General features: G+C 58.1%; 22 protein-coding genes. 8 read left to right on the plus strand and 14 right to left on the minus strand.

From position 1 onward, the window contains the following. The first annotated feature begins 39 nt into the window (after window positions 1–39). The 3 genes from AB6729_RS10075 (at window position 40) to AB6729_RS10085 (ending at window position 4,521) form a co-directional block, all read left to right on the plus strand. Window positions 40–2,010 (plus strand): glycoside hydrolase family 97 protein, encoded by a 1,971-nt coding sequence (locus AB6729_RS10075; RefSeq protein WP_371081482.1) that lies wholly within the window; start codon window positions 40–42, stop codon window positions 2,008–2,010. A gap of 41 nt (window positions 2,011–2,051) precedes the next feature. Next, window positions 2,052–2,462, plus strand: coding sequence for a hypothetical protein (locus tag AB6729_RS10080; RefSeq protein WP_371081483.1), 411 nt, complete (start codon window positions 2,052–2,054; stop codon window positions 2,460–2,462). 274 nt (window positions 2,463–2,736) lie between these two features. Then, on the plus strand, window positions 2,737–4,521 hold the full coding sequence (locus AB6729_RS10085) for a transglycosylase SLT domain-containing protein (RefSeq protein ID WP_371081484.1): 1,785 nt from the start codon (window positions 2,737–2,739) through the stop codon (window positions 4,519–4,521). 27 nt (window positions 4,522–4,548) lie between these two features. Here the strand turns inward: AB6729_RS10085 and AB6729_RS10090 are convergent, their stop codons facing one another. Then, window positions 4,549–5,610 (minus strand): carboxypeptidase-like regulatory domain-containing protein, encoded by a 1,062-nt coding sequence (locus AB6729_RS10090; protein WP_371081485.1) that lies wholly within the window; start codon window positions 5,608–5,610, stop codon window positions 4,549–4,551. Between the two features lie 396 nt (window positions 5,611–6,006). Between AB6729_RS10090 and lpdA the strand changes: the two genes are divergently transcribed. From lpdA to AB6729_RS10105, 3 genes are read left to right on the plus strand one after another with little or no spacing between them, the layout of a single operon-like run. Continuing rightward, a complete protein-coding gene (gene lpdA, locus AB6729_RS10095; RefSeq protein ID WP_371081486.1) occupies window positions 6,007–7,425 on the plus strand; it encodes a dihydrolipoyl dehydrogenase in 1,419 nt (472 codons plus the stop codon). 37 nt (window positions 7,426–7,462) lie between these two features. Next, window positions 7,463–7,711 carry a hypothetical protein gene (locus AB6729_RS10100; RefSeq protein ID WP_371081487.1) on the plus strand — a complete coding sequence of 83 codons (249 nt, stop codon included), beginning with the start codon at window positions 7,463–7,465 and terminating at the stop codon, window positions 7,709–7,711. Then, window positions 7,702–8,136: a TA system VapC family ribonuclease toxin gene (locus AB6729_RS10105; protein ID WP_371081488.1), complete on the plus strand. Its 435-nt coding sequence runs from the start codon at window positions 7,702–7,704 to the stop codon at window positions 8,134–8,136. Before AB6729_RS10100 ends, AB6729_RS10105 begins: the two co-directional genes overlap by 10 nt. A 30-nt stretch (window positions 8,137–8,166) precedes the next feature. Here the strand turns inward: AB6729_RS10105 and AB6729_RS10110 are convergent, their stop codons facing one another. Continuing rightward, the gene (locus tag AB6729_RS10110) at window positions 8,167–9,102 is read right to left on the minus strand and encodes a DUF1684 domain-containing protein (protein WP_371081489.1); all 936 of its coding nucleotides are present in this window, start codon (window positions 9,100–9,102) and stop codon (window positions 8,167–8,169) included. A 46-nt stretch (window positions 9,103–9,148) separates the two neighbouring features. Between AB6729_RS10110 and lipB the strand changes: the two genes are divergently transcribed. Together lipB and AB6729_RS10120 are read left to right on the plus strand one after the other, a co-directional pair. Then, entirely contained in the window at window positions 9,149–9,898 is a 750-nt protein-coding gene (lipB, locus tag AB6729_RS10115; RefSeq protein WP_371081490.1) for a lipoyl(octanoyl) transferase LipB, read from the plus strand. 102 nt (window positions 9,899–10,000) lie between these two features. Further along, window positions 10,001–11,896, plus strand: a complete 1,896-nt coding sequence (locus tag AB6729_RS10120; RefSeq protein WP_371081491.1) for a 2-oxo acid dehydrogenase subunit E2 — start codon at window positions 10,001–10,003, stop codon at window positions 11,894–11,896. 88 nt (window positions 11,897–11,984) lie between these two features. Here the strand turns inward: AB6729_RS10120 and AB6729_RS10125 are convergent, their stop codons facing one another. The 12 genes from AB6729_RS10125 to AB6729_RS10180 all read right to left on the minus strand — a co-directional run bounded on the left by AB6729_RS10125 (window position 11,985) and on the right by AB6729_RS10180 (window position 22,299). Next, window positions 11,985–12,734, minus strand: a complete 750-nt coding sequence (locus AB6729_RS10125; protein WP_371081492.1) for a hypothetical protein — start codon at window positions 12,732–12,734, stop codon at window positions 11,985–11,987. A 69-nt stretch (window positions 12,735–12,803) separates the two neighbouring features. After that, window positions 12,804–14,093, minus strand: a complete 1,290-nt coding sequence (locus tag AB6729_RS10130; RefSeq protein ID WP_371081493.1) for an Hsp70 family protein — start codon at window positions 14,091–14,093, stop codon at window positions 12,804–12,806. Window positions 14,094–14,099: 6 nt separating this feature from the next. Then, complete coding sequence (purK, locus tag AB6729_RS10135; protein WP_371081494.1) at window positions 14,100–15,296, minus strand: 5-(carboxyamino)imidazole ribonucleotide synthase; 1,197 nt, start codon at window positions 15,294–15,296, stop codon at window positions 14,100–14,102. Further along, a complete protein-coding gene (gene purE / locus AB6729_RS10140) occupies window positions 15,293–15,796 on the minus strand; it encodes a 5-(carboxyamino)imidazole ribonucleotide mutase (protein WP_371081495.1) in 504 nt (167 codons plus the stop codon). The genes purK and purE overlap by 4 nt, the downstream gene beginning before the upstream one ends. Before the next feature lie 245 nt (window positions 15,797–16,041). Continuing rightward, the gene (locus tag AB6729_RS10145) at window positions 16,042–16,296 is read right to left on the minus strand and encodes a hypothetical protein (protein ID WP_371081496.1); all 255 of its coding nucleotides are present in this window, start codon (window positions 16,294–16,296) and stop codon (window positions 16,042–16,044) included. Window positions 16,297–16,370: 74 nt separating this feature from the next. Further along, the gene (locus AB6729_RS10150) at window positions 16,371–16,586 is read right to left on the minus strand and encodes a hypothetical protein (RefSeq protein ID WP_371081497.1); all 216 of its coding nucleotides are present in this window, start codon (window positions 16,584–16,586) and stop codon (window positions 16,371–16,373) included. A 41-nt stretch (window positions 16,587–16,627) separates the two neighbouring features. Continuing rightward, window positions 16,628–18,730, minus strand: coding sequence for a hypothetical protein (locus tag AB6729_RS10155; protein ID WP_371081498.1), 2,103 nt, complete (start codon window positions 18,728–18,730; stop codon window positions 16,628–16,630). An 8-nt stretch (window positions 18,731–18,738) separates the two neighbouring features. Continuing rightward, on the minus strand, window positions 18,739–19,707 hold the full coding sequence (locus tag AB6729_RS10160) for a hypothetical protein (RefSeq protein WP_371081499.1): 969 nt from the start codon (window positions 19,705–19,707) through the stop codon (window positions 18,739–18,741). Further along, the gene (locus AB6729_RS10165) at window positions 19,704–20,192 is read right to left on the minus strand and encodes a hypothetical protein (protein ID WP_371081500.1); all 489 of its coding nucleotides are present in this window, start codon (window positions 20,190–20,192) and stop codon (window positions 19,704–19,706) included. The genes AB6729_RS10160 and AB6729_RS10165 overlap by 4 nt, the downstream gene beginning before the upstream one ends. Before the next feature lie 2 nt (window positions 20,193–20,194). Beyond that, on the minus strand, window positions 20,195–20,578 hold the full coding sequence (locus AB6729_RS10170; RefSeq protein ID WP_371081501.1) for a hypothetical protein: 384 nt from the start codon (window positions 20,576–20,578) through the stop codon (window positions 20,195–20,197). 20 nt (window positions 20,579–20,598) lie between these two features. Continuing rightward, entirely contained in the window at window positions 20,599–21,204 is a 606-nt protein-coding gene (locus tag AB6729_RS10175) for a hypothetical protein (RefSeq protein WP_371081502.1), read from the minus strand. Between the two features lie 123 nt (window positions 21,205–21,327). Continuing rightward, a complete protein-coding gene (locus AB6729_RS10180; RefSeq protein WP_371081503.1) occupies window positions 21,328–22,299 on the minus strand; it encodes a hypothetical protein in 972 nt (323 codons plus the stop codon). Between the last annotated feature and the right edge of the window lie 34 nt (window positions 22,300–22,333).

A 22,333-nucleotide genomic window follows, 5' to 3' on the forward strand; every position in this document is an offset into this window, starting at 1 on the left:
GGCATAAGATTTCTGACACACCTGAATCGGAGGATTCTGATGCGCCCAGTTTTCACGTCGATGCTGTTGCTTGCCTGTGGTTTTGCTCTGCCCCTTGCTGCGCAGGAGACGCTGCACTCGCCCGATGGCAACATTGCGGTCGCGTTGACGACAGGAAGCGGCCTGGGATACTCCATTACGCGCCATGGTGAGACGGTGATTGCGCCTTCTTCTGTTGGCCTGAGCTTTGTGCAGGAAGATCCGCTTGCGCTGCCTCGTTCGCTTTCCCTGCAGCACCTTGCCGTACTGAAGACGGACCATCGCGATGGTGTGGATGACTACCGTCCGGTTGCCGGAAAGACCTCGCATGTGAACGATGCCTATCGCGAAGTGACCATTCATGCCCAGGAGAGAGATGGCCTGCGGCGCAAGGTGGATCTGATCATTCGCGCCTACAACGCGGGCGTTGCACTGCGTATGGTCCTGCCGCAACAGGAGAATATGACAACCGTGCATCTTGCCGGGGAAGGCACGCAGTTCCTCTTCGCGGGTAATTACAAATGCACGGGCTACAATCCCGGCACCGTGGGCAACAGCCACGAAGGCGAGTTTGATGATGTGGACGCTGACCACATTCGTCCGCACAATCTGTATGACGATCCGCTGGTTTGCCGCACTGGCAAAGGCACAGCATTTGCGATTGTCGAAAGCGATGTGGACAACTACCCCGCCATGTATCTCTCTGGCTTAAACGATGGCCGGCTGGGCGTACAGGTGCATCTACCGGGTCGATTGGATGGCGACGGTGTTGTGAAAACACCGATGACCGCAGAAGGCGTAAAGACTCCGTGGCGCGTGGTGATGATGGCGGATCGACCGGAGAGACTGCTGGAGGCTAACCTGGTTGAAGAACTCGCCGCGCCATCGCGTGTGCAGGATACGTCATGGATTCAGCCGGGCTTTTCAAGCTGGGACTGGTGGAGTGGGCCAAATCTGCCAGGTTTTGCCGGTGTCGGTTTGAATGATGCCACGTACAAGCAGTTCATTGATCTTGCGCAGAAGATGCACCTTCCCTACATGCTGATTGATGAAGGTTGGGCGAAGAACGGCAAGGGCGATGGCTACATGCTGCCCAACGTGGATGTCACGCAGACCAATCCGGATGTGCATCTGCCGGAGTTGGTGGCATATGCGAAGGAACGCGGCGTCGGACTGTGGCTGTGGCTGCACTGGAAGTCGATTGACCGCCAGATGGAACCTGCCATGGCGTGGTATCAGCAAGTCGGCATCCGCGGAATCAAGGTGGATTTCATGGATCGGCAGGATCAGGAGATCGTGGATTTCTACCACCGCCTGCTGACCAAAGCCGCAGATCATCACCTGATGGTGGATCTGCACGGAGCCTATCCACCACGCGGATTGGTGCGTACGTATCCAAACTTCCTCACACAGGAAGGTGTGATGGGCGCGGAATACAACAAGTGGAGCCGTCGCGAAACCGCCGAGCACAATGTGCGGCTTGCCTACACACGCGCGCTGACGGGCCCCATGGATTACACACCCGGCGGATGGAACAACGTCACCGCTGCAGAGTTTCACCCGCAAAACACCGCGCCTGAAGTGATGACCACGCGTGCGCAACAACTCGCCATGTACGTGGTCTATACCAGCCCGTTTGCGTGTGTGTCTGATTCTCCAAGCGCCTATACCGATGCTGGTGGCAAGCTGCTTCCCGGACTGGAAGTATTTGCGAAGATGCCTACGACATGGGACGAAACACGCGCGATTGGCGGCGATTTCGCAAAATGGATCGCTGTCGCGCGACGTTCCGGGAAGACCTGGTACGTGGGCGTAATGAACGATGGCACCGCACGCGACGTGACACTGGACCTCTCCGTTCTGCACGCGAAAGAACTGCAGACATACACCGACGGCAACACACCAAAGGATCTGCAGGTCGGCGACAGCAAGTATGGAGCACTGCATCTGGCTGCGGGCGGCGGCGCATTGCTGGTCTTGCAGACGGAATAAAACAAAGCGTTGGGAAGTAACAGGGCCGAACGGAGCGACCGATGATACTTGCGTGGTGCATCGCAGCGACGGTTTGTGCGGCGGCAACGGCTGCGGTCCTGTTGCATCCGTCTGTATGGCGGAACGATAGGAACCTGCCTGTCGCGCAATGGTGGCTGCTTACGCTCCTGGTGGTGCCGGGGCAGGTGCTTCCGCCTCTTCTGTTTTGGCTTGCGTGGAAGAGGACCTACTACATCATCCCGTTTCTGGGGCCGCCCATCCGGGTGGGCATGGCAGCCGTAGGGTGGGCAACGTGTGCACTGTTCTTCAGCTATCTCCCAGCGACCGTCTATGCGTTACGCAAACGGTGGCACTGGCTCTGGCTTCTACTGCATCCCTTTGGAACGATCTGGATGCTCTGGGGGAAATGGAAAGCTGTACGCGTCAATGGGTCCCACTATGGCGCCGATTAAACGGAGTGGGCACCGCGTCTGGCCACATCATGCAGCAAGCTGGCGATGAGACAGGGCAGGATCACCGTAATCGCAACACCTGAGAAAAGCAGAAGCAAAGAATCCATAGAAATCGTCACCTTCTAAACCGCCTGCCTGGTAGTCCACCAAGCAGCCAACAGCATCGCGTTACGCGCATACGATGCGGAATGACACAAAAGCCTACCCCGAAGCACCATTGGTAATCAACCACGGCTAACACGTTTGGGTGACCCTCCTGGCTGGAGGGCCAGAGATGCCCAATTCTGTAGCCGCCGATACAATGGCGGGAGTGCCGATGATCCAGCTTCCGTCCCGAATCCGACCCCTTGTGGCCATCGCGGCTTCGGCATGCACCGTATTTCTGCTGGGATGTCCGCAGCAGACAGCGACAAAACCTCCGGCGAACACCACTGCACCGGCGCTGCCGAAGACCGTAGGCGGCAATAACGCGCAGACTGCAGAGCAAACCAACCCACGGATCGCCAGCCTGATCCAGCAGGTGGACCGCTCCTACCGTAGCGGCGTGCAGAACTATCGCACGGGCAAACTGGATGCGGCACGCAACGATTTTGACTATGCCGTGGACCTGATGCTGACCAGCGGCCTGGACATTAAGTCAGACCCCACGCTCAGCGATGAGTTTGAGCGCACCGTGGACGCGGTCAACGCGCTGGAGATGGACGCGCTGAAGCAGGGCAACGGCTTCTCTCCCAAGCAGGAAGAGACGCCACTGGAAGCCGTCACCGACCTGACCTTCTCAGACGCCACGCCGGAACAAACCGCAAGCCTGAAGAGCACGCTGAATACAACATCGGACCTACCCCTGGTCATTAACCCCGAAGTTGCGGGTTACATCAACGCCTTTGCCAATTCCCGTTCCTTCACGGCCCACATGCGTGCCTCGCTGGAACGTCTGGGCAAGTACAAGGACATGATGCAGGGCGTGCTGCGCGAACAGGGCGTGCCGCAGGACATGATCTATCTGGCCGTGGCGGAATCCGGCTTCCAGCCGCAAGCCCTGAATGCCTCCAGCGGCGCGGGCGGCATGTGGCAGTTCATGCCCTTCAAGGGCGCCTATGGCCTGGAGCGCAACGGCTATTTCGACGAACGTTTTGACCCGGAAAAGAGCACCCGCGCATACGCCAGGTACATGAAGGGGCTGTATGACCAGTTTGGCGACTGGTACCTGGCAATGGGCGGATACGACTGGGGTCCAGGCAACATGCAGCGGGCCGTACAGCGCACCGGATACGCCGATTACTGGGAACTGTATCGCCGCAACGCCATGCCGCGCGAGACGAAGAACTACGTCCCGCAGATTCTTGCCGCTATCCTGATGGCGAAGAATCCCGAAAAGTATGGCCTGACCGATCTGCATCCGGCCACCCCTGTTGTGTATGACACGGTGACCGTGGATTATGCGATGGATCTGCATCTGGCCGCTGATATCACCGGTGCCAGCATGACCGACCTGGTCGGCCTGAATCCCGCCCTCCTGCGATTGAGCACGCCGGACGGCACTCCGTTTGACCTGCACATTCCGAAGGGTACAAAGGATAGCTTCAACAAGCGTATCGCCGCCATTCCGGTGGAGAAGCGCTCTTCCTGGCGCTTCCACGAAGTGGCCGCAGGAGAATCGCTGGATCAGGTGGCGCAGCTTTACAAAGTGAGCGCGGCGGACATTCTGGCGGCAAACGACCTCCCGGCAAACTCTGCCGTGGAAGAGGGCGACGACCTGGTGATCCCCGTGGTCTCCGCCGCCTCCGCCAGCCTGCATCCGCTGCAGTACACCACGCGCCGTGGAGACACGCTGGTAACCGTGGCCGACCGCTTCAATGTGACCACGGAAAACCTCCGGCAATGGAACCACCTAGGCTCCAGCACGCTGCCCGTGGGACGCAGGATTTACGTGGCGGAACCGGTGCGTCTGGCACCCGGTGCTCGAGGGCGCAAGACAAAAGGCGCGCCTTCAAAGAGAAAAGCTACGGCCTCTCATGCGACAGTAAAGAAGACAAAGAGTACGAAGAAAACAAAATAAAGCCACCGCCAGGGAATCCGGAATGAATTATGGAGTCCCTGAAGCAGGTTTGCCGTTGCCCGGCACCTTCGTTGTAAGTTGTTTGCTGACAAATTCCCGGATCAGGTTCTGCATCGCACGTCCGCCAATTCCGATAGCAGCATTCTGGAAGATCAGCCCCGCTCCCCGGTCAGCCGAAGGATAGTACAGGTTCGATAGAGCGCCGGAACTGAGATTGCCTAGAAGATAGGCATAGTTCGGCATAGTCGTGCCTTTGTCACTTCGCGCTACGAACGCAGAGCCGATCGCATGAAAAGCACGCGACCGGGTCGATCCGGAACCCTGATAGAAATACCGCGGATCCTGATGGAAGATGGAGGCGAAGACTGCGCGGCTCAACAGCTCGCTGGTGCGCCCGTTTGCAAACTGGGCTCCCCAGCGTTTGCCGTATCCCTCCGGGCCATCACCAAAGTCGGAGTGGATATCTGCAGCCTGCTGAATCCCGGCGGTGATGCTGACTTCAACAAAGGTCATGGGATCGAACATTTTATGCAACGCCAGCTTGTACTTCTGCTTTGCGTTCATGGGTGCTGCGTCCCAGATATAACTGACGTAAAAGTTAGGAAAAACGCCGAAGACACGCTGCTTCTCCTGCGCACGAATCTGTTCTTCAGCGATGACTTCTGTCGGTCGCACGGTAATCTCGGTTGCATCGGATGCTACCGGCAGCCGTATCGGGGGCGCCTCCATAGACTCCTCCGCCGCCACGGTAAGGCGATTGGAAGTGACTTGGGAAAAGCCTTTCCGCTCCACGCGCAGCCGATAGTTTCCTGCCGGAATGGCGTGAAACTGGAAGACACCACCCTCGTCCGTCGTCTGGCTCTTGTAGAACTCGCCGGCTTCTCCCAGGAGGTCGACAGTAGCATTAGGAATGCCGGCCCCATCGCTATCCGTGACCGTTCCGGCCAGGGTCGCACTTCCTTCGGAAAGATGCGCGGCAGGGGATCGGTGGCTTTGATCGGCCTGTGAGGAATTCTGGGGGGCGGGCGCATCAGGTAGTTCTTTGGAGGCCACTTCGGCGATCTGCGCCTGCGCGTGTGCTTGAAACACAGGCATTCCAGGAAGAGCCAAAGCCGACAAAGTCAGCGCTCGAAGCGTATGGAGCACAACCTCCCTTGACGGGTTCTTTTTTGCGCCCATGTGTCGGATCTTTGTCTGCAAACTTCTTCTCCGCTGGGCCTGCTCAGACAGACCGATACGCTCGTTTCTATTTTGACGTAATCAGGCGCTACAAGTCGCTTTATGGCGTTTATGGATTTTGGATTTTATTCAGATCTTTGTTTTTAGCCGGTGGTCAACGGTCGAATCGAAGAAGGCACAGGCCACAGACTGCCAGAAAAAGCGGAAGGCGTACTCTAATATCAGGGCGTGGACCAAGGTCCATGCGGCAGCCGGATCAGTCGGGAGAACTCCGTGGCATCCGGTCTGCGATCTGGAGAAAGATTCGTGGCAGAGACCCTCTTTGATGTGGCCGTGATCGGCGGCGGCCCTGCAGGTTATTCGTGCGCATTTCGCGCGGCGCAGTACGGACTGAAGGTTGCCCTGATTGAATTGAGCGACAAACTTGGCGGCACATGCCTCCATGTGGGCTGCGTCCCGACGAAGGCGATGCTGCATTCCGCAGAAATCTTCGATCACGCCAATGAAGCCACCATGTACGGCATCGACGGTATCGGCAACGGCACCGTGAACTGGCCGCAGGTGCTGAAGCGCAAGCAGGACATCATCAACAAGCACACCGCCGGTCTGCAGTACCTGGTCAAGAAGAACAAGGTCACGCTCGTCCGCGGCACAGGCAAACTGACAGGCCCCGCGAAGAACGGCGTGCACACGGTAGACGTGGAGTTCGAAGGCAAGAAGCAGCAGGTGCAGGCAAAGAAGGTCGTTCTGGCCACCGGCAGCGACGCCCGCATGATCCCGGGCTACAAGCCCAACGACAAGATCCTGACGAACATTGAAATCCTCTCGCTGGACAAGCTGCCGAAGTCGCTCGTCGTGATCGGTTCTGGCGCTGTGGGTGTGGAGTTCGCATCTGTCTTCAAGAGCTTCAACGCGGAAGTGACCATCATCGAAATGGCAGACCGCCTGGTCCCCGTCGAAGACGCTGATATTTCCAAGGAGTTCCTGCGCCAGTACAAGAAGCGCGGCATTGATAGCCACGTATCCGCGAAGGTCAACAAGATTGAAGAGACCAAGACGGGCGTGAAAGTTCACTTCACCACCAGCGACGGCAAGGACAACATCAAGGAAGCCGATAAGGTTCTTGTCGCCATTGGCCGCGCACCGCGCACCGCCGGTCTGAATTTGGAGTCGACGAAGGTCGAGCTGGATCGCACCGCCATCAAGGTCGACCAGTATCAGCAGACCGCCGAGCCAGGCATCTACGCCATTGGCGATATCGTCTCCGGTCTGCCGTTGCTGGCCCACTCCGGCGCCATGTCCGGCGCAGTTGCCGCGGCGCATATCGCTGGCAAATACGCGCGTCCCATCAATCGCCTGCGCATCCCCGGCTGCACCTACTGCGAACCGCAGATCGGAAGCGTAGGCCTGAGCGAAGCGGCTGCAAAGGCTGCTGGACACGAAGTGAAGGTGGGCAAATTCCCGCTCGCCGGCAACTCCAAGGCGACGATCCTCAACGCCCACGACGGTTTCGTGAAGGTCGTCGCAGACGCCAAGTATGGCGAGATCCTCGGCGTACACATCATCGGCCCGCTTGCCACGGAGCTCATCGCAGAAGCAGTCGTTGCCATGGACGCCGAGATGACTGTCGAAGAGCTGATGTACACCGTCCACGCGCATCCCACGCTGAGCGAAAGCCTGCTTGATGGCTACTCAGCGGTGTACGGCATGTCGCTGAATGCATAGCTTGACATCATGATGCCTCCAGTGAAAGCATCATGATGTGCGGACGACATTAACCATTGACGACGATGTGGAGGCGCTGCTGCGGCAGCGCCTTCGTGCTTCCGGCGAGCCGTTGAAGCAGGCGGTGAATAAGTACCTGCGCCTGGGGATTCTGGCTGAGGAAAAGCAGGCGGTGAGTAAGAAGCCTTTCAAGTTAAAGCCGTCACGTTTCGGGTTGCCGACACACTTTCACATCGACTCAACATCTGAATTGCTGGAAAAGCTAGAGGATCCCAATTGGCCTTAGCGATTCTGGACGCAAACCTTCTCATCTATGCATTCAACCCATCAGACAAAATCCATCTCGCTGCGCTGCGATGGTTGGAAGACATGCTTTCGGGGGAAGATGTTGTCGCGATTCCAATGCTCGCCATCTCAGCCTTACTGCGCGTATCCACACATCCAAGTCTGGAGCGAGTTCCTGAGCGAATGAAGGACGCTGAGCGATTTATAGATGAGTTGACCGCATTGCCAAACGTTCGCACATTACACACAGACCAGGAGCATTGGCGCCACTTAAAACTGGTACTCAGAGAGAGTGGCGTTTCCGGTGCCAGGGTGACCGATGCGCAGTTTGCAGCTTTGGCACTGCAACACGATGGAACACTTTACTCGACGGACAACGACTTCCATCGCTTTCCTCGTCTTCGCTGGACAAACCCTCTGCGATGAAATGGAACCAAAGCCGGGGCTCTGTAGCGATTACTCGCTTTCCGGGGTGTAGCGTTTTTCGCCAGCAGGAATTGCAACTGGCAGGCGATTCTCCGGCGGCGCGATGGGGCAGTGCGTATTCGGGTTATAGGCACAGGCTGGATTCACCGCCTGATTGAAATCCAATGCCATCTTCGTGCGTTTCGCCGGATCGAAAGGATGCTTCGGATCAAACGCATGTGAGTTGTATGGGATTTCCAGGTAGCGCGCGGCTGGATAGGTTTCCGTCTTCGAGGTCAGGTCACGGAAGACGACAAACAGCATATCGGGATAAGTGGTGGCGTAAAGCCGATACTCCTGTCCATGCAAAGAGAACCGCACATAACCAGGCGCATTCTGCGCAAGATCGTTGCCACCATTCGTGCGGTGATACGTCAGGTGGTAGCCCTTTGGCAGCGGTATCCACTCGGCTGTAACACGGTACTCCGGGGATGGCGCGTAGTAATGCAACGGATGCAGCGACTGGAGCGGCTCCGATTTTGCATCAAAGACCTGCAGCCACGCGCCCTGTCCCTCTTTATGAATACGTAGGCTGATGCCGCCATTTGTAATCCACTGTTGCGACAGTTCAGTCAGCAGCAGGACCTGCCTCTGCACAAGTGGCTTGCCATCCAGAAGCGCATTTCCTTCCGAGTGCTCAACGACAACATCCATACCGTGCAGCGTCAGCGAGAGCGGCGGTCCGGACCAGTTTGGCAATCGGATGCTGCTACCCTCGTCCTTCCCCAGGCTGACGGAGGTCTCCATCAGGCCGCTGCGGATCAGGGCAAGATCGCCGCGCGGACCGGCTAGCTCCCTGGCTTCGTCTGCGCGAAACTGCATCTCTTCCGTCTCGCTATAGGGCGGCACCTGGTTGCGATGGCAGCCCGAAATAGCAATCGTGCTCAACAGAAAAATCACTGCAACAGCGATGCGGCGAAGAGACATGCCTCAAGAGTAATCATGGGATAGCAAGTATGCTGAACAAAGGCTCATGATCGTCAATCTTCTCCAACTTGGCCGCACCAGTTATGCCGAAGGACTTCGTGTCCAGGCGGAACTGGTGGCAGCGCGCAAAGCCGGCCAGATTGCGGACACGTTGGTCCTGCTGGAACATCCACCCGTCCTGACACTTGGCCGCAACGCACATCGCGAAAACATCCTCGCCTCCGACGAAGTTCTGAAGGCAAAGGGCGTCGAAATCCACGAGATCAATCGTGGTGGCGACGTGACGTATCACGGTCCCGGTCAGCTCGTCGGCTATCCCATCGTCGATCTCCGCGGCGATTTGCCAGGCAAGAAAGGGCCACACCTTGGCCCGGTCGACTTCGTTCGTCTACTCGAAGAAGTGCTCATCCGCACCTGCCGCAACTTTGGCGTGCAGGCACAACGCATCAAGGGACGCACCGGCGTGTGGACGGTCGGCGGAGGCTCTGTTCTCGAAGGCAAACTTGCAGCCATCGGCGTTCACGTCTCGCAGGGAATCACCTCACACGGCTTCGCGCTCAACGTCACCACCGATCTGCGCGACTTCCAATGGATCGTCCCCTGCGGCATCACGGATCGCACGCCGACCTCGTTGGAAAACGAAGCGGACAATCCAGCACCACTCCCACCCACGATGGAGAACGCATGCAACATGGTCTCCCGCAACTTTGGCACCGTCTTCGAACGGCAAATGCTCGCGGTGGAATCACTCGAGTCATTGCTACGGAAACCGATACTCGAACCAAACGTGCGATAACCGTTCAAACATGCGCGGCCTGTAGCTGCCGCTCTATAATCTTCTGGACTGGAAATAAAGGCCCATCAGCGGCCATAACGATCACTTTTGCGAAGGAATCTCATGGCAACCGAAGTCGTCATGCCCCAGATGGGCGAATCCATCACCGAAGGCACCCTTACCAAATGGCTGAAGCAGCCGGGAGACACGGTCGCGCGCGACGAACCTCTCTTTGAGATTTCAACCGACAAGGTGGACGCGGAAATTCCTTCGCCCGCAGCCGGTGTGCTGAAGGAAATCAAGGTGAAGGAAGGCGACACCGTCGCCATCAACACCATCGTGGCCATTCTGGACGTGGCTGGCTCCGCCGCTGCTCCGGCACCAGCACCAGTGGCAACACCGGCTCCGGCAGCCGAAACGCCCAAGCCCGCAGCCGCTACTGCGCCCGCCGCAACGACCGGTGCAAGCACTGACGTTCTGATGCCGCAGATGGGCGAATCCATTACCGAAGGCACCATCACCAAGTGGCTGAAGAAGGTCGGCGACACCGTCAAGCGCGACGAGCCCATCTTTGAAATCTCCACTGACAAGGTCGATGCGGAAATCCCGTCGCCCGTAGACGGCGTCCTGACCGAGATCAAGTCCGCAGAGGGCACCACCGTCGGCATTAACACAGTCGTTGCTGTCATCGGCGGCGGTTCAGCCGCACCCGCAGCAGCTCCGTCTGCCTCCGCACCTGCTGCAACTTCTACACCGGCCAGCGCTGCGACAGAAATCCTGATGCCGCAGATGGGCGAGTCCATCACCGAAGGCACCATCACCAAGTGGTTGAAGAAGGTCGGCGATAAGATCGAGCGCGATGAGCCGATCTTTGAAATCTCCACCGACAAGGTCGACGCCGAAATCCCGTCGCCTGTTGCTGGCGTTCTCACCGAGATCAAGGCCGCGGAAGGCACTACCGTTGCCATTAACACCGTCGTCGCCCTCATCGGCGGCGCGGCTGGCGCATCGGCCCCTGCGGCTGCTGCTGCGGCGGCTACACCTGTCGTCGCTCCGGCTCCTGCTGCTCCTACAGCGGTGGCATCCACAGGCGAAACACCACGCTCCTCGCCGCTGGTCCGCAAAATCGCGAAGGACAACAACATTGACCTTGCCGCAACGGGCATCGCCGGTTCCGGTTCCGCAGGTCGCATCACCAAAAACGACATCGTCGGCTACATCCAGGGCGGAGCCAGGCCCGCAGCAGCACCTGCACCGGTAGCTGCCGCAGCACCGGCGAAGGCCGCAGCTCCCGCTGCACCGCCCGCTCCCATGCCAGGCGATCTGGTCCCCATGTCGAAGATGCGCTCCATCATCGCCAAGCGGATGGTGGAATCAAAGGCCACCTCGCCGCACGTCCATACCGTCTTCAAGGTGGACATGACGCGTATCGTGAAGCTGCGCGAGAAGGAAAAGAACAAGTACGAGCAGCGCAACGGGGTGAAACTCACCTTCATGCCCTTCATCACCCGTGCTGTCACAGAAGCTCTGCGCAAGCACCCTATCCTGAACGCAGCCGTGCAGGGCGATGCCATCAAGTACAACAAGAACATCAACATCGGCATTGCTGTCGCGCTGGACTGGGGCCTGATCGTTCCCGTCATCAAACAGCTTGAGGAGAAGAACTTCCTCGGCATCGCACGCGGCATTGTGGATGTGGCAGATCGCGCACGCAACAAGAAGCTGGCGCCGGACGAAGTCTCCGGCGGCACCTTCACGCTGACCAACTCCGGCATCTTCGGCGAGCAGTTCGGAACACCGATCATCAACCAGCCGCAGGTGGCCATCCTCGGCATCGGTGGCTTGAACAAGGAAGCGCTCGTGGTGCAGGACAAAGACGGCGGCGACGTCATCGCCATCCGCAGCGTGCAGCGCTTCACACTCGGTTTCGATCACCGCATCGTAGATGGCTCAGACGCAGGCAAGTTCATGACAGATTTCAAGAACTACCTGGAGAACTGGTCCGAAGACATCGGCTAATCCGACATCGAAGAGCAACTAAAAAAGGCGGCAGACTCAGAAGAGTCTGCCGCTTTACGCATGCCTAGGTGGCCTGAAAATCCCTAAGCTAAGGTGTTTGCACTGTCTGCAGCAGGCGTTCCATACTCTGCTGATGCACCCGAATGAGTCCGGAGCGGGGACTGTCAATGTCATAGATCATGGCCAGGGTGCATGCCAGCACCAACGGCAGCAGCAAGCGTAGACCGAAGACTTTCCCTTGAAAGGTCACTGCGACTAAACCACAACCGATGCCGCCAATAATCAGCAGCATTGCCCATGCAGCCGTCGGGATCGTGTTCTCCAGAGCCGCTGTGCGCTTCTCTGTCACATCAATGCAATCATTCAGAACCGAAACGAAGAGTCCTGAAGTTGCATCGCGGCGCTGGTTGGCCTCTTGTGCCGCAATGCCCCAAATCTCATTCTGCAATTGCGCCGTATTTCTTGCGGTCTGTGCAAGTCGTTCTCTGGATCGTCCAGCCGCAAGAAATTCGATGCGCGTATGGACGTAGCGAACAATCAATGCGCGCTCTGCGTTTCTGGCGCCATCGCTTAGAAGTGAGGTGCGCAGCCACAAGGTACCGATGTCGTTTGCCTCATCAATCGCCAGCCCTCTTCGCGCGTCAAAGCGCGAAACTGCCATGGCGAATGTAAAACCTAAGAGCAAGCCAAGCAGTGCAAGAATGGCTGATTCCAATGTCTTCAGCGATTCACCTTCACGCTGCACGGTGGCTGAAAACTTCTTTCGCACCCAGGAACCGCAAGCAGTCGCAAGAGCAAAAGTCGCAATAGCGATGATGAAGAAACTTCCGGGAATCATGCTGATTATCATAAGGGGCAACACAGCAAAGCAGCCACGCTCACTGTAAGTCGTGCCATTTTTCTGGACTTAGTTCGCCATCAGTGCCAGGCCGTGTGCAACGCTGGTAAATGCTTCGCCGCTGATCACGCGCTCTTCCCCAAACCGCGAAGTAAACACCCGCCGCACCGCAGGCACCAGCGAAGTTCCACCTGTAAGAAAGACGCGATCCACCTGCGCAACCGCAACACCAGTCTTCTGCAAAACATCGTTCAGTGAATGTTCCATGCGCTTCAGCTCTGGAGCAATCCATCCCTCGAACTGCGCCCGCGTCACCGGCTCGCGCAAAGAGACCGCATCCGTCTCCAGGACAAACTCCGTCTCATCCTGCGTGGAAAGATCGATCTTCACGCGCTGCACCGCCTGATGAAGTCGATAGCCAAGATCATGTTCCACCACGGCAATCAGTGCAGCAATTTTCTCCGGCTCCAGCGCGCGCTTCTGCGTTGTGCGCAGCATCTCCATCACCTGTCGCGTCCGCAGAAACGACAGCGTATGCCAGCGTTCCAGATTCGCATAGACCCACGCTGGCAGCGCAGGCAACACCTTGTTCAACGATCGCGCCATTGAATCCGAACCCAGCGCAGGCGAAACCAGGTAATGCACGATCTTAGCATCGAACGCATCGCCCGCCAGTCCCACACCCGTCGTTCCAAGCACAGCGCGTTCTGTTGGCGAAACACGTAACAAAGAAAAGTCCGTAGTGCCGCCGCCGAAGTCACCAATCAGGACAGTTTCTTCCCGCTCGATACCTTCAGCGTAGGTATGCGCTGCGGCAATCGGCTCCATGGCAAATCGCACATCGGTAAATCCCGCCTGCAGCAGCGAAGCGCGCAAGCGCTCTTCCGCAAAGTCATTGTCGCTATCGTTATCTGCACTAACAAACGAAACTGGCCGCCCGACAACCGCTCGTTTCACCTCGAACCCAAGAGCAGCACTGGCGCGATGGCGCAGATCACCCACCATCTTTGCAACCAGGTCTTCCACGCGATAATGGCGCCCGAAAATCTCCGTGCCGTTGAATGACCGCGCAGCCAGGTAGCTCTTCAACGATTGGATCAGCCGCCCCTGTACTTCATCCTCGAAGTTGTCCGCAGCAAGATAGCGCTTAATCGCCTCCGGCCCACTCCACACAGAGGCTGCTTTACTTACACCGATCTTCTTCTGCAGATACAGCACCGACCGCGAAGACCGCGTCAGAGCATCGGCAAAAGGGAAGTCGACAAACTGCACCGAACCACCCGGCAGCGCCAGCGCCACCGAACTGTTCGTCGTGCCAAAGTCAATGCCAACAACAGGCGATGTATCCAGCGAAGCCACGATTCGTTACAGCGCAGCCTTCGCTGCCAGCACACGCTCGCGAGCCTCGTCTGCCGTCGCGCCCACCGCGCTCAGATGCCCCATCTTGCGTCCCTTACGTGGCTTCAACTTCTCATACAGCGTCAGTCGGACACCAGGAACAGCCAGCGCTTTATCAAACGCAGGCTGCTTCTCCTTACCCTCATCATCCAGCCACACATCACCCAGCAGATTCGCAATCGCCGTAGGCTGCACCAGCGACACATCACCCAGCGGCAAGTTACATGCTGTGCGGATGGCCTGTTCAAACTGTCCCGTCGTGCACGCACGTTCGCTGCCGTGATAGCTATTGTGCGGACGCGGTGCAAGCTCATTCACCAACAGTTGACCATCGGTGGTCAGAAACATCTCCACGGCAAGCAGGCCTTCCAATCCAAACGTGTCGGCAATCTCGCTCGCCACCTTCTGAGCCTTCTTCATCAGCTCATCGGAGATGCTCGCCGGAATCACGCTCCAGCTAAGAATCTGGTTCTCGTGAAAATTCTCCGCGGGCGGGTAGACCTTCACCTCACCATTCGGAGCGCGAGCGACCATCACGCTGATCTCTTTCGCAAGGTCAAGCGCACGCTCCGCAACGCAATCCGTAGCGCCCACATCCTCCCACGCCTGACGCAGCGCGGCATCATCCACAACAGCGCCGCCAAATCCCAGCTTCGCCTGTCCGCGACCGTCATAACCGCCACGAGCAGACTTTATGAACACAGGTCCATTCAGCGCCTTCACCGCTTCCGCCAGTTGCTCAGGTGAACGCACGGAACGGTACGGCCCCACAGGAAAGCCATGCTTTTGCAGCCAATCCTTCTGCTCCACGCGATCCTGAATCACTGCCAGCATCGCCGCTCCGGGCCGCATCGGCGCCCATCGCGAAGCCTCATCCAGACTCGTAACCGAAACCTGCTCAATCTCCAGCGTCACCGTCGAAGATTCACGAGCGAGATTCGCAGCAGCCCAGCGATCGTTCCACGAAGCCTCAATCACCTTGTCCGCAATGTAACCCGCAGGACAAGCCGGATCAGGATCGAGAACATGAACTTTATAGCCCATCGAACGCGCTGCAATGCCCATCATGCGGCCAAGCTGGCCGCCGCCAAAGATGCCGATGGTCGCGCCCGGCAGCACCGGCCCGCGCAGCTTTTCCATCAGGTCAGCAGGAGTGGTGTTCATGCAGTTGCTCCATCTTCCAGCGTCTCCGCGCGCACAACCACCTCACGCTCCTTGCGCCACTTCTCCAGCTGATCGCCCAGCGCTGCATCGGTCGTAGCCAGCACTGCAATCGCCAGCAGCGCCGCATTCACAGCACCTGCTTCACCAATCGCCAGCGTCCCCACTGGAATGCCCTTCGGCATCTGCACAATCGACAGCAGCGAATCCATGCCGTTCAACGAAGTCGCATTCACCGGCACGCCAAATACCGGCACAATCGTCTTCGCCGCCAACATGCCCGGCAGATGCGCAGCGCCGCCTGCACCAGCAATGATGGCCCGCAATCCACGCGGACGCGCCTGCTCCGCATACTCAAACAGCAGGTCCGGCGTACGATGCGCGGAAACCACACGCGCCTCGTACGCCACACCAAACTCCTTCAAAATGTGGACCGCCGCGCCCATGCACGCGTAGTCGCTCTTCGATCCCATCACCACGCCAATCAGCGGATTGTCAGCCATACCATTGATTATATTGGCGACCCTGCCAGGGCGGGGATGAGTTTACTGGATCGTTCACCTCGCTGGTATCGGAACGTCGTAAATACAGAACGCGTCTTCCAGGCAAAGTCAAATGCGCAAAGCGCATCATCGCTATATCTCAGCGAAGCTCGTACGGTCAAAGGCCGTCATCCTGAGCGGAGCGCAGCGTAGTCGACGGACCTGCATTCTTCTCCCGCTGGAGAGCCCTCTCCACGTCACTCCAACTACTTCGCCCACACACTCGCATTCAAACAGGCCACAACACCATCAATCACCAACCCCAGGCCGCTGGAGAATCCATCCGCATTCACAATCGTCTTGTTCGCAACGGCATCCGCCATCTTTACCGCGGCGCTCACAATCTCCAGTGCCGCACTCTTCTTCTGATCACCGGTCTTCGCTCCATAAACCGACTCAATGCCCTGAATCAGGCTTGGCAGCAGAGCAATTCCACGCAAAAACAGTCTCAAGAAATTCATCCTCTTCTCCTAAAAAAATCAGAGGCTGCTCCATCTGGAGTAGCCCCGTCTTTACAACTTCCCGTTGTCGCCAACTAACGTCGCAACACATCCAATGCCACATGAAACAGCGTCATCAACACACTCAATGCGCCGCCCACACCCTTCATGCGCTGCACCGTTCGTTCATGCCGATCCACACGCTCCTCAAGCAAGCTGAGCCGTCCCGGCTGCCCCACACCCAGCAGCGCATGCATCTGGCTCTTCAGCGCACTCAGATCGCCCAGCACCTGCGCTTCAAAGTCCGTCATCGCAATCCTCCTCCGCCCGCACGGCACATCCGGCACATGGCCTAACTCACCGGCAGACTCGTTAACACGACACTCGACACCGCGGAATACTTCGCAGGCACCGAGTTGTCATACATCCGCACAAAAAACCGCTCCGCAAAATCCGTGCGCGGAATCGAAAAACTACGCACCGGACTACGCAGCACCAGATCCGTCGTCGACGACGCGCCAAAGTTCGCATCCGTCCGCCGCACCTCAAAGCCACAACCATCCGGAGCATCCACACCGCTATCCACCTCCAACGAAGCAGTCGTCGCTACCGTCACCTGCAGGCCGGAGAGACTCACTGGCAGCGCAACATCAGTCGCCACAGCCACATTCCCCGGAACATCCGCGGCCAGCACATCTCCCACATGAAAGTTCAGACTTACATCACGGCCCTGTCGAAACGCAGCCGTATACATCACCTGCTCCGGCTCACAGTTGCCATCCACCATGCGCACACTCTGCACAGGCAATACCTGCGTGCCTTCCTCGCTCGCAATCAGCAACGTATCGCCTGGTGCCACATCCGCAGTCAATGCAGCCTCGCGCAACCAGGTCACCGATCCTGAAATACCGGTTGCGGATCCCGCCGAAAGAGCCAGAAGCGCCTTCGCTGCAGACTCGCAATCCACCGAACTACGCGCCAGTGATGATCGAACCGTGCCCGCCCATGCAGGCATACCCGGCAGGCCAAGTGACTCTTTCACAAACTCCGCCGTGTCATCGATCACCCGCGCCACCGCGCGACCCCGCCGACGATAACGCACCGTTACCAACTCGCCTGGCTGTAGCAAAAGTCCCGCGGCGAAAGTCACCACCCCCGCGGAACTCACACCATAGTCTGCTCCGCTCGTGGAAACGCCCGGCCGCCGTGTCCGCTGCGTCCCATCCGCCGCCGTCGACACCACAAGGCATGATCCCGTACGCGTCAGCGTCACACGTCCCACACTGCCGTTCAGTGCAACACTGTTCACCGGCGCAAAGACACACTGTAGCGGCGAGACAGCCATCGCTCCGTCGTACAAAACCGTCGGCAGCGTGCTCGATGCCAATCCCCGGTCCGCAACCTCAATCACCACCTGCAACGGTGCATCCACGGCATCGCCGCCAAACTGCTGCAGCACACCATCTACCAGCACGCCATAGCGATTGCGAATCCTCTGCATCTCCGCACAATACAAACGCACGCGCAGCACATAACGATGACCATCCGCAAAGTCATAACTCGTCGTCTGTTCCACACCATTCACAATTGCAACCAGTGAATGCGCTCCTGCCGCCCCGCGCACACGCACACCGGCCACACACTGAGCACGCGTTGTCATGCCGTTATAAAAGCCCAGCAAGACGCCATCGCTTCCGGTGCTCAACATGACATCGGTCGCCTCTGCAACCAACCCGCCACCCATCTCCACCAGAGACTTCGCGCTTAGCAGCGTGGCTCCGTCGAATCCCGTACCGCCACTCATGCGAAGACCGCCACTGCCCAGAGACAGATAGCTACCCGCATCCATCCGCGACCATACATCTGAATCAAACGCGCTGCCATCGAATGCATCGTCCAGCAACGTGTCGTTTCCGCTCTCGCGAAATGGTGCATGCTGCAGCGCAAAACTCGCCGTCGCGCCATCCCCTCGAAACAGCTCTGTAACATACTGCGTCGGCTCATACTCACCGCTCACCGTTACATCCTGTGCCAGATCAGAGAAGAGTGAAGTCGCAGCGTCCATCTTCAGCGTCACATCATGCAGGGCCATTGAGTGTTGCATCGCCGTCGCAGGTTGCAACACATCCGTAGCAGAGGCTTGCGTGAGCCACGCCATCTCTACTGCGCGAAGAACCACGCAGTCATCAGAACCACTCGTTCCTGCCATCGCACGCGACGCTCTTGATGCGGCCTCTAGGATTCCATGAAATAACACGGCTCCGAGAGAATCGAGAACTCGCACCTGCGAACGGCTCTGCGGCATCACCAGGCCGCTCCCCACCAGGTCCAGCCCGGCGAAACACGTTGTCCACTTCCCGCGGCCTCGCATAATTTCCAGCGGCATATCTGTGCGCACAGCCAGCGTGTAATCCACCTCGCCCACGCCATCGTTGTTATCAATCCGCAGAATCATAACTCTCCTTACACGCGCCGCATCGCCGCAGGTAGATAACTTCGAAAACTAACCACACCAACGCCATCCACGGCGTCGATAACAGGCAACGCAACCATGCGTGCCATCGGCCGCCATCGCGTAACACCCTTCGTCATCTCCAGCGCATTCTCCGCAGCCCCTCCGCCAGCGGGTTGCAGTCGTGGATAATGCAAAATCAAACGGTCCCCTTGAAATCCATCCACAACAAACAGGGCCGACCACTCCTGCGCGAAACTCCCTCCATTGCGATCCACAAAACCCTCAACAACAGAGACCCTTGTGCCCGGATCCGGTACTCCAGCAGGCAATGGGGAAGCCAATGTGACCGCACTACCATCCACACTCAACACACGTGCAATGTTGAAGCTCACCCGGCGAACAAAGTCCACGTCGGGCATCTCTGGAACCGTCGCAACATAAGCGCCTGTAATGCCGCTTCCCACGTATCCCGTCGCACCGTCATAGTCAACATCCACCACAACAACGTCCCCAGCCCGCACTGCCGTCGCCGAACCAAGCTGCAACATGGTTGCTGTCGAACCACTGCCAACGACCTCGGCCGCGACTGCCGTCCCACCCGAGGGGTTCGCATTCACGCCAGCAGCCGTCTTCAACAGGTTCATCGTCTGCGTACCTGCCGACAACGCCACAGCCATCCGCGTCCATCCAGGTAACAACACCTCAACAATCTCTTCCACCTTCGATCGTCCCTGCGACTTCACCATCGCAGGCGCACCACTCCACACAGCTTTCCAGCTCTCACCCGTGTCGCGCTTCACAGTGGAGACAATGCCGGCATCTATCCATCCGGCAGGAGGCGTATCCAGGTTGAATCGCCCAATCGAAGCCGCATCAAACGCCATCGGCGTGCCATTCACTCGATCCACCGGCGCAAAATATGCGCGGACCTCTCCGGCAAACAGAGAGCCCGCATCAAGCACATTTGTCGAACTCATTGCTCTGTCTCCTCCAGCGCATAGACCGTCAACTTCACCGCACGTCGCAACACATCACCATCCACCACTACCGGAGAAGGCTCCATCTCCGACCACCACACATGCGTCGTGCGCATCACGACAGCGCTTCCGGAAAAATCCTGCAACGGTGCAAATCGCGGCTGCAACATCTGCGCCAGTTCAGCATCCAGAGAAGCCAGCACACGCCCACGGTCCATTCCCACAAACTCCTGGGTGCCGCGCGTTGCATAACGAACTTCACACTGCAAAGCATGGAGTCGCAATGGCTCACTGGAATCAATCACCTCATCCAACCACTGCAAAACAAAGCAATCCATCGGCTCACCCTGCGCCAACGGAAGCTCCACATCATCGGCAATCACCGCGGGACGCAACGCACCACGAATCGCCACAGTCCTGGCTGCATTCACAACAGCAAGCCGGTCACGCAACGTCAACAGAAACGTATCCTTCGCACTCTGCATCGCTACACCACCTCCACGCCGTTGGCAGTCAACAGCAATCGGTAAAGGCAAGCATCGCCCTTCGCCTTCACGCATTCCGTCGTTGTCATGCGATAACGCACATCACCAATCACCACGGCGTAGACCGCCATCATCGCAGCTGCGACAGCGCCACATCCACTTACGCCCAGCAGCTCCTCCAGCACATCCGCAGCCACCAGAACTTCGGTGGAGTCCTTCGCACTGCGAATCGCAACAGGTGCCAACAATTTCGCGAAGAACTCCGGCGTACGCAAGCCAAGCTGCTCTTCATCATCGCCTGCAATGGGAGGTGCCGGCATCTCTAATCGCGCTGTATCACCACCAACGAACCGCACCATCGCGCACGCAGCTCTGCGCTCTGCCACATTCATTCCCTGCATCGCAGCTACCCCACTCTCTCCGCCACATAGGGCTGCAACAGTCGCTGCACTTCGGCATCCAGCAGCGCCCCCTGGAAGTACTCCATCTGCATGCCATCCATTACCTGTCGCCTCACATTCAGCGCCGGCATTGCCTGGGCATTCTTCACAATCTGCGCGCATGCGATCTTCACTGGTACGGGAACATCCTCATAGCCAGCGGTATAAGTCACTTCCGCTTCCACGTAAGGCACGCCCAGCAGATGCGGCATCAACGTGAACACCCCATCCGTACTCACAGAAACCGTACTCACATCCACATCTGTCCACTGACCTGCTAAACCAAAGACACACAGCGCCTCAGCCATCGGGACATCTGCAATCGCACGCCCCATACGTGCACGCACACTCAACAGCGCACTCGCGCCACCGCTCACTGTTGCCATCGGCAGGAAGCTCAACTGTGCCTCGCAGCCACGCCGAAGCCGAACGCGCTCCACATACTGCATCACCGCAAGCGAGGCCCGGCGGCAGAACGCATCGATCATCGCCGACGCGGCCACAACCAGCTCATCCGCGGTATCCTCTCCCAGCCCGAACCTCACATACTCCGCCGCGCTCAGATACTGCATTCGCCTTTATCCTTTCCACACAAACAACCCGTCAAAACACCGCAAGACAAAGGGCAGGATGGCAATGAGCCACCCCGCCCTTCAAATCCATCGCAGTCATGCTGAGCCAAGCTCAACCTCGTCCTAGCGATCCACCAGCACCTGGTAGTGCGCGTAGCTCGCACCCTTCACCACCACGCCACCAAACTTCACAACCACATACTGCGAAGCAAGCGATCCCGGCGTACCAAGCTGGAACACACGCGGATTCGGATCAGTCAGCCAGTGATACTCAATCAGGTCTTCCGTCACGATGTACGCTGGCAGCACTGCCGAACCAGAACCCGGCGTCCCGGTATAACCCAGCGTCCACTCCGGAATCAGAGGAATCTCGCCAGCCTGCGTCGACAGGGTCTTCACCGTCACGCCACCCGCAATCTCCTTCGTGTTCAGCACCACGTTGAACTCGCTCTTCATCTCGCGATCAATCAGGTCCAGCAACACAGGGTTGGCATAGATCGCCGTCGGACGCACTGCATAGTTGCTATTCGCCACCATCTGCGCCACGGTCGACTTCAGGCCATCCACAATCGAAGCATTCGTGCCAATCGTCGTCGTGTTACCGCCTGCAATAATCTGCGAAGCTGTACCGTAATATTGCGTGCTGGTCGGCGTGCTCAGGCTGGTGTCTGCGCCATTCCACAGCGCAACGTCATGCGTCCGCATCACGCCTTCAACGGTGTCCGTCAGATCCTTTGCCTGCAGATACGCAAACTGGCTCTGCTGCTGGCCAATCTCCATATCAAACAAGTTGTAATTTAACTGCGCGACCAGCGCCTTCAACGGCACACTGCGCTCCACACGAGTGGGCGAAACCACAGGAGCCACAATGTTTCGCGGATCGACAAACCCCGCTGCAGCCGAAGGAGAAGGAATCCCTGTCTCCTCAAAGAAGCGCGATGGATGCCCTGTTGCAGGCACCTGCTTAATACGCTGACCGAACACACCGCGGCGGCGAACAATGTCGGTAATCTCCTGCTGATACTGCGGCACTTCAATTGCACCAGGTCCGATAAAGTCCGCTGCTGCATGAATGTCCTTAAACTGTGCGATCATCTTTTCCCTTTCAAAAACAAAAGCGCGCAGCTTG

The organism is Terriglobus sp. RCC_193 (assembly GCF_041355105.1).
In the GTDB taxonomy this organism is placed as follows: Bacteria; Acidobacteriota; Terriglobia; order Terriglobales; family Acidobacteriaceae; genus Terriglobus.

Bases quoted from the DNA above. Each gene is read 5' to 3' on its own strand.
- AB6729_RS10075 (WP_371081482.1), top strand. From the start codon at position 40: ATGCGCCCAGTTTTCACGTCGATGCTGTTGCTTGCCTGTGGTTTTGCT.
- AB6729_RS10080 (WP_371081483.1), top strand. From the start codon at position 2,052: ATGATACTTGCGTGGTGCATCGCAGCGACGGTTTGTGCGGCGGCAACG.
- AB6729_RS10085 (WP_371081484.1), top strand. From the start codon at position 2,737: ATGCCCAATTCTGTAGCCGCCGATACAATGGCGGGAGTGCCGATGATC.
- AB6729_RS10110 (WP_371081489.1), bottom strand. From the start codon at position 9,102: ATGTCTCTTCGCCGCATCGCTGTTGCAGTGATTTTTCTGTTGAGCACG.
- lipB (WP_371081490.1), top strand. From the start codon at position 9,149: ATGATCGTCAATCTTCTCCAACTTGGCCGCACCAGTTATGCCGAAGGA.
- AB6729_RS10120 (WP_371081491.1), top strand. From the start codon at position 10,001: ATGGCAACCGAAGTCGTCATGCCCCAGATGGGCGAATCCATCACCGAA.
- AB6729_RS10125 (WP_371081492.1), bottom strand. From the start codon at position 12,734: ATGATTCCCGGAAGTTTCTTCATCATCGCTATTGCGACTTTTGCTCTT.
- purK (WP_371081494.1), bottom strand. From the start codon at position 15,296: ATGAACACCACTCCTGCTGACCTGATGGAAAAGCTGCGCGGGCCGGTG.
- purE (WP_371081495.1), bottom strand. From the start codon at position 15,796: ATGGCTGACAATCCGCTGATTGGCGTGGTGATGGGATCGAAGAGCGAC.
- AB6729_RS10145 (WP_371081496.1), bottom strand. From the start codon at position 16,296: ATGAATTTCTTGAGACTGTTTTTGCGTGGAATTGCTCTGCTGCCAAGC.
- AB6729_RS10150 (WP_371081497.1), bottom strand. From the start codon at position 16,586: ATGACGGACTTTGAAGCGCAGGTGCTGGGCGATCTGAGTGCGCTGAAG.
- AB6729_RS10155 (WP_371081498.1), bottom strand. From the start codon at position 18,730: ATGATTCTGCGGATTGATAACAACGATGGCGTGGGCGAGGTGGATTAC.
- AB6729_RS10160 (WP_371081499.1), bottom strand. From the start codon at position 19,707: ATGAGTTCGACAAATGTGCTTGATGCGGGCTCTCTGTTTGCCGGAGAG.
- AB6729_RS10165 (WP_371081500.1), bottom strand. From the start codon at position 20,192: ATGCAGAGTGCGAAGGATACGTTTCTGTTGACGTTGCGTGACCGGCTT.
- AB6729_RS10175 (WP_371081502.1), bottom strand. From the start codon at position 21,204: ATGCAGTATCTGAGCGCGGCGGAGTATGTGAGGTTCGGGCTGGGAGAG.
- AB6729_RS10180 (WP_371081503.1), bottom strand. From the start codon at position 22,299: ATGATCGCACAGTTTAAGGACATTCATGCAGCAGCGGACTTTATCGGA.